General features: G+C 52.8%; 6 protein-coding genes and 1 pseudogene. 4 read left to right on the top strand and 3 right to left on the bottom strand.

The features are described 5' to 3' along the window. The 4 genes from ACXJJC_RS07125 to ACXJJC_RS07110 form a co-directional block, all read left to right on the top strand. Nucleotides 1-457: V-type ATP synthase subunit D (locus tag ACXJJC_RS07125; RefSeq protein ID WP_456370544.1), on the top strand; the 457-nt coding region annotated here is incomplete at its 5' end. Beyond that, the gene (locus tag ACXJJC_RS07120; RefSeq protein ID WP_456370542.1) at nucleotides 454-612 is read left to right on the top strand and encodes a hypothetical protein; all 159 of its coding nucleotides are present in this window, start codon (nucleotides 454-456) and stop codon (nucleotides 610-612) included. The genes ACXJJC_RS07125 and ACXJJC_RS07120, both read left to right, overlap by 4 nt. 4 nt (nucleotides 613-616) lie before the next feature. Then, the gene (locus ACXJJC_RS07115) at nucleotides 617-799 is read left to right on the top strand and encodes a hypothetical protein (protein WP_456370540.1); all 183 of its coding nucleotides are present in this window, start codon (nucleotides 617-619) and stop codon (nucleotides 797-799) included. 4 nt (nucleotides 800-803) lie between these two features. Continuing rightward, nucleotides 804-1,352: an endonuclease dU gene (locus ACXJJC_RS07110; RefSeq protein WP_456370538.1), complete on the top strand. Its 549-nt coding sequence runs from the start codon at nucleotides 804-806 to the stop codon at nucleotides 1,350-1,352. A 7-nt stretch (nucleotides 1,353-1,359) separates the two neighbouring features. Here the strand turns inward: ACXJJC_RS07110 and ACXJJC_RS07105 are convergent, their stop codons facing one another. The 3 genes and pseudogenes from ACXJJC_RS07105 to ACXJJC_RS07095 all read right to left on the bottom strand — a co-directional run. Then, nucleotides 1,360-2,934, bottom strand: a complete 1,575-nt coding sequence (locus ACXJJC_RS07105; protein WP_456370536.1) for a nickel-dependent hydrogenase large subunit — start codon at nucleotides 2,932-2,934, stop codon at nucleotides 1,360-1,362. Next, nucleotides 2,918-3,574, bottom strand: coding sequence for a formate dehydrogenase subunit gamma (locus ACXJJC_RS07100; RefSeq protein WP_456370534.1), 657 nt, complete (start codon nucleotides 3,572-3,574; stop codon nucleotides 2,918-2,920). Before ACXJJC_RS07100 ends, ACXJJC_RS07105 begins: the two co-directional genes overlap by 17 nt. Next, a pseudogene (locus ACXJJC_RS07095) lies at nucleotides 3,571-3,836 on the bottom strand (hypothetical protein); the annotation flags it as partial. The gene ACXJJC_RS07100 and the pseudogene ACXJJC_RS07095, both read right to left, overlap by 4 nt.

Here is a 3,836-nt window from a genome sequence, read left to right as displayed (position 1 = left end):
GCAGGAAAAGCTCGCGCTTGCCATGGCCGCTGACGGTGTTGTGGCAGTGAAGTCCATCGCCCTGTCCGTGGAAAAGGGGCCCACGTTCACGCTTAAGAGGAAAAACATAATGGGTGTTGTGGTTCCGGTCATCAAGAGGGAGGTTGTCAGGAAGTCTCTCGCAGAGAGAAACTACGGTGTCATCGGCACCACCGCGAGGGTTGATGAGGCAGTAGAGGCTTACGAGGCGCTGATCGATGCCATTCTCGAGGTTGCCGAAGTTGAGACCACCCTCAAGAAGCTCATAGAGGAGATCGAGAGAACCAAGAGGAGGGTCAACGCCCTTGAGTTCAAGGTGATTCCGGAGATGGAGGAGGCTGCGAGGTACATAACCTTCAAGCTCGAGGAGATGGACAGAGAGAACATCATAAGACTTAAGAAGATCAAAAGCAAAAAGGAGCAGCAGGCTGAGGCATGATCTCTGACAGAATCTTTCGCTGGCTGATGGACGAGGAGAACCTGGTGAGGATACTGAAGTACTGGTGGTTGGTGAGCACGATCAGGGTCGCAGTAGGAACAATTCTATTTTTCATAATTGTTTTTGGCATTTACGATCTGACAGGTCTGAGGTGAGTCAATGTATTATGAGGTCTGGGTCGACCTCTCGAGACGAGGGGAGGTTGAAAGGAGACTCAGGGAGAGGTTTGTTGAAGTTTATGAGGCCTTTTACGATTACCATTACATAGTAAACGCCGGAAGCGAGGAAGAGCTGAGAAAAATCGACGGAGTCAGAATGGTCAGAAGGCACTACGATTGCTGATATAATGAAACAGGCTAGGTTCCTCGGCATAGACGATAGCTTTTCTGGAAAGAGGTGTGTTATTGCTGGTGTTGTTACCGAGGGTAGTTGTTATGTTGAGGGGGTGATGGTGGAGAGCATAGCCGTTGATGGCATGGACGTCACGGACAAGATCGTCAGGATGGTTTCAAGGTCCAAGTTCAGGGAACAGATAAGGTGCATATTTCTGGGCGGGATTACGTTTGGTGGGTTCAACGTTGCCGATATAGAGATCATATCTGATGGACTGTCCACGCCCGTTGTTGTGGTGATGAGAAAACGCCCTGACCTCGACTCCATAAAGCGAGCTCTTCAGAATCTTGAAATGGGCGACGAGAGACTTTCAACTATAGAGAAGGCGGGAGAAATCCGGGAAGCGGGCGGAATATTCATCCAGTTCACCGGATGCGATTACGGTCAGGCGGTGAGTTTTCTGAAGTCTGCGACGCTAAAGGGGTATATTCCTGAATGTCTAAGGCTGGCCCACATTGTGGCCTCAGCCGTAATCCATGGAGAAAACAGGGGAAGGGCATGATAAAAAATTAGACAGTGAAGTTCCACTTTCTGCCATCGTTGGTGAAAACGTGGACCGTGCATGCCAGACAGAGGTCGAAGCTGTGTATCACCCTCACGACGTCCCACTGATCTCCATTTTCCATCGGAGTTCCGACAAGCGCTTCCTCAAGCGGTCCGGGATTTCCGGCTGAATCTCTCGGTGAGACGTTCCAGGTCGTTGGAGCTATGACCTGATAGTTCTCGACCTTCCCGTCCTTCGCCCTCATCCAGTGTCCCAGTGCCCCTCTCGGGGCCTCTCTCAGCCCGACACCCTCTCCCGTCAGGTTTTCCGGAAACTCGATGTGTGTTTTCCTGCCTGCATGGTCTTTCAGCTGGAGGAGCAGGCTTTCGAGGTAGTCTATCATGAGGAGTTCCTCCTGAATCCTCGCAATGTTCCTCGCCAGAGCGTTGCTTGCGGTTCTTCCCCCTGCAAGGCTCTTTCTCAAGTCAAGCGGGTCTCCGTATTCCCACCCGTCTCTGAAACCCTTGGCCACCATCCTTGCGAGAGGTCCCACCTCTGCCGGCTTGCCAGCGTATCTGGGTGCCTTGGCCCAGGTGTATGCACCGCTCTTTCCGTATTTCGGAACGAGTTTTCTCGTGTCCTCATTACCCACGTACTCCCCACCTGCATCGTCGCTGTAGTATGAGTGCTTCACGTCTTCACTTATCTTTCTGTAGTCGAACTTCTCAAGCTCGCTTCCGTTGAAAAAGCCTGATGGAAAGAACAGCTTTCCTTCAGCATCTGTCAGAAATCCGTATGCCAGCATCGCTGGTGTTCTATCTCCCATTTCAGCCAGGCCCATGTTTGCCATCACCACGATGAGCGACACGAGGTCGTAGAGGCCCCTGCCAATCTCCGGGTCTGAAGGCGGTGTGATCTCCTTGCCGTCCTGGATTTTTCCGGAGACGTCGTCTATGATGTATCCGGCCACATCAGCCGTGTGTTCGAGCGTGGTCTTTCCGAGTCCAACCCCTATTGCCCACTTCTTGACATCGAGAACGATGCTGATCAGCCTGCCAATCACCTTCTCGTCTATTTCGAGGGTTACCCCGCCATGAATGGGTGTCATGATGTGCGGTACCTTTCCACCGATATATGCCATGGCCTGGTGAAGTCTTCTCTGGGCGAAGACCGCCTCCTTCACGCCCTGGCCCACAATCGGGTTGAACCTTGTAAGTCCGGTTTTGTGTATCTGGTCGCAGTAATCGGGGCCAGTGAGAGCGTAAGCCCATACCGGGTGGTCGAAGACGTATTGAAGGCTTGCGATGACGTTTCTGAGCAGCAGCGCCGGTTCGGGTAGCCCGTGACCCCATTCGTTTCCGAGTCCTGCGGCGTTTTCAATTGCAAACAGACTCGCGAGTCTGTGGTCGTTGTGGCAGACCCCGCATATCCTCTGCAGGATTATCGGTGCGTCCCTCACATCCCTGCCAACCACGATTCTCTCAAACCCCCTGAACATCGTTGCGAGAGCCTTCGCCTCCCTGACCACTCCACCCTCCACGTTCAGCTTCACTCCGTGATGACCCTCAAGTCTCGTAACCGGATCAATTACCACTTCCACGCTTAATCACCTCCTCAACCCAGAGGGGATGCTCATCCTCCGCCTTGTCCAGCTCCATTTTGCCGGTGAAGATGACCTTGTTGAAGGGGAAGAACTTCTTCCTGAGATGGCTGAAGTACATGTGCCAGCTCGCTATGAAAACAACAGCCAGAATTGCCTCCTCCCAGTGCGCAACTCTGAAAGCGGCAAACCACTCTCCTGATGGAGAGAAAATATCCGGATAGCTCAGCACGAGCCCGGTTGAGATCATTATGACCATTCCCCAGAAGGCACCCCAGTACTCGAACTTCTGCACGTAGCTGAACTTGTGGTATTCCGGCACCTCATTGGACATGCCAAATGCGAACTTCACGTCCGCTATGAAGTCCCGGACATCCTTCATCCTGGGTATCATTGTTGTCGGTCTTTTTGCCAGAGCCCACAGGATGTGGTAAATTCCTGCGAAAATCATCACGAAACTGGCAAGTCTGTGCCACCCTCGTACGTTTTCAACCCCTCCCATAGCATTGATCAGCCCCATGCCCCAGTCCGTGTATCTGTAGAGAAGTGGAAGGCCTGTGACTGCGAGAATTATGAAGCTGGTGAGAAGGAGCAGATGCTGGAGCCTCTGGTGGACATCAAACCTCAGAACGTACCTCATTTCTCTTTCCTCCTTTCCTTCTCAATCTTGCTCTCCCTTACTGCATGGGTTACAATGTAGGCTCCCGCACCAACCAGAACCGCTCCGGTCAGTGTCGTGAACACAGTTTTCGTCAGGTCTATCTCCAGCCTGCTCTGGGCCTTGAAGAACGGCGAAGTCTCGTCCGGAAATCCGGGGTGCATGCACCCTATGCATGGCGCTCCGGCATTCATGCAGACGTTTATTCCTCCGTTCCACTTGGTCTCGCTGCATGCGGAGAGCG

Source organism: Geoglobus sp. (assembly GCF_054018175.1).
The sequence above is the reverse complement of the archived record's forward strand: the minus strand, read 5'-3'. Positions and strand labels throughout refer to the sequence as shown.